The 2,247-nt window shown below is 51.5% G+C and carries 2 protein-coding genes; both read right to left on the reverse strand.

What is annotated here, in order from left to right:
- A partial coding sequence (locus tag V6D20_01910) for a hypothetical protein (GenBank protein HEY9814552.1) occupies positions 1 to 339 on the reverse strand: 339 nt, incomplete at its 3' end.
- Entirely contained in the window at positions 336 to 1,328 is a 993-nt protein-coding gene (locus V6D20_01915; protein HEY9814553.1) for a hypothetical protein, read from the reverse strand. The genes V6D20_01910 and V6D20_01915, both read right to left, overlap by 4 nt.
- Positions 1,329 to 2,247 lie beyond the last annotated feature (919 nt).

Consider the following 2,247-nt stretch of genomic DNA (forward strand, 5'->3'; position numbering starts at 1 on the left):
GTCCCAGAACGAGCCACCTTCCTCAGAGAATTGCACATTATTCTTAAAAGCTGTCACGGAGCCTACTGGCTCGCGTCCAAACTCTTCTGCCCTCTGGTTGACATACTCCATGAACTCAGTGGTAGACAGGTTGAGAAGAGCGTCTCTAACCTGCACAGGAAGGGGGCTGTATGCCCCCCAATGAGTTACTGGATCAGCAGGATCGCCTGTGGAGTTAAGAGGCACAGAGAAGGTTTCTGCCCCACCAACATCAGGATCAAGGATGGCGAAAACATCGGAGCTGTTCTTGAGTACACCGTTTGATACCACGATGGCGTATCGGCCCGTCCACTGGGTCATAATGTCACTCCTGCGAGGGCTGCGAGATACGAATCTGTTTTTGTTATCTCTGTTGCCGTGGATGCCGCACCTCGAACCACTAATCCGTGTACAAGTCCCTCTAAATAGATAGATCCTGCCCCGTCCCTGCCTATCCGAATACCGCTTAGGCCATTCGCGCCTATGTCTGCCGCGCCTATCTGTACACCATCCTTTCTGAATACAGAGCTAGGGCCATCTGCGATAACAGTAGAAACCATTGTACTAGTAGAGCCCTCCCCGGCTACATCCAACGCCGTTCCCGCAAAAGCCCTAAGTTCGCCCGAAAATCGGGTTTGAACAAGCACACGATTAGTTGAATCATTACCATCAAACGGAATATGTCCACTGTTTAAGACGTCATCTTTCCATGCAACAGAGGCCAATATAGGTTGTGAGATTAACGAGAAAGATGCCTCTAGGAAGTCATCCACCCCATCAAACTCTAGCCAGTGCAGCGTGCCATCCGTCCGATAAATCGGCTTGTTCGCTGCTGCCGATGCGGTGGCGTGGTTGCCGGGGAGTTTGCGGACCTCGGGGCTGGCCGGATCGACGAAGACGGTCCCCGTCGAACCCGAGTCTCGCACCAGATACACGTAAATATCCTCTGCCGCATCGACGGAAAACTGTAATCTGACGCGCGAATAACCGGCGCCGTCGATCTGGTTGGCGTAGGAAACTCCTGCCAAGATATTGGTGGATCGGGTCACGCTGTAAACGGAAAACTTAGGGTTCGCTAACGTCCCCGCTTTCGCCAGAAAGGAGAACTCAAAACTTCCCGCCCCCGACAAGCCGAGTATCGCCCGAACCGCGTGATTCGTCGATGTGGTGGTCACGGCCATGGTTTCCGCGTCATAGGACGCCCCTGGGGTGGCCTCCCATGCGCCCACCACACTCGATTCCGCCAACGTGGGCACATCCTCTGTTAGTTGGTCTGGCCCCTTCACCAGCCCCTTGTGCAGGTCCAGCATCAGCCCCACCGGCTGCCCATCTGCTGTTACGGGCGTGGTGCCTGCTGAATCTTGGAATAGGACTTTATTATCTAGGATAAAAGGACGGGGGACATATACGACCCCTTCTTGTCCCTGAGAGAACAAAGAGTGGATTAGCTCGCGGAGAGGATTGTGATTTCGTCTAAACCCAAGTGCGGAGGGTTCCGTGAATGTACGTGAGAAAGGACGAACAATAGACATTACAGGGCCTGCGCTGTGATCCAAGCATTGATGCTCGGGGAAGTGGCACCAGACAGTACGAGGCGACCAACGAAGGGAGGCGCGTCAATAACCTTAGCTCCGTCGGAATTGAAAGTGGTATCTTCTACAGGAACCCAATTACCGTTAGGGGCCTGAATCTCCAGAGAGACGGTCCCACCACCGAAGGTTCCTTCTACGATAAGGGTCACGGATGGTTTGGGATAAGCAACACGGAAAGAGGAACTATTGCCATCCGCGCTTTGTGAACTGAATACTTGAAGCATTATAGAATCCTCTCGTTTGGATAAAAAAATAAGGGGAAGCCCTCGCAGGAAAAGGACGAGGGCCTCGCCAAGTTAAACGCCTTTGCACTCTTGTAGTTGTTTTTGCGTCATTCAGTCTCCTCTAGCTGTTGTGTGGCATTCGTCCTGTTAACCAGTGACAGGCTTGGAGATAGAGGATCACCTCCTGGAATCCCAACGCTCCGGGCGCTGGATCATGACAAAAGAGGAGCGCCTGTGTATCGCGCATGTTCTATTAGACAACACTTCATACAAAAAGTTCCGTAGCACGCGCAATATTTATTCTTTTTCTTTTTGGGGTACGGGGTTTGGGTTTAGGGTCTTTGTATATATATATATAATATATATTATATCTAGACTACCCCTAAGGGGGTAGGTAGTATATATATAGATAT

The sequence above is a fragment of the Candidatus Obscuribacterales bacterium genome (genome assembly GCA_036703605.1).
Taxonomy (GTDB): Bacteria; Cyanobacteriota; Cyanobacteriia; order RECH01; family RECH01; genus RECH01.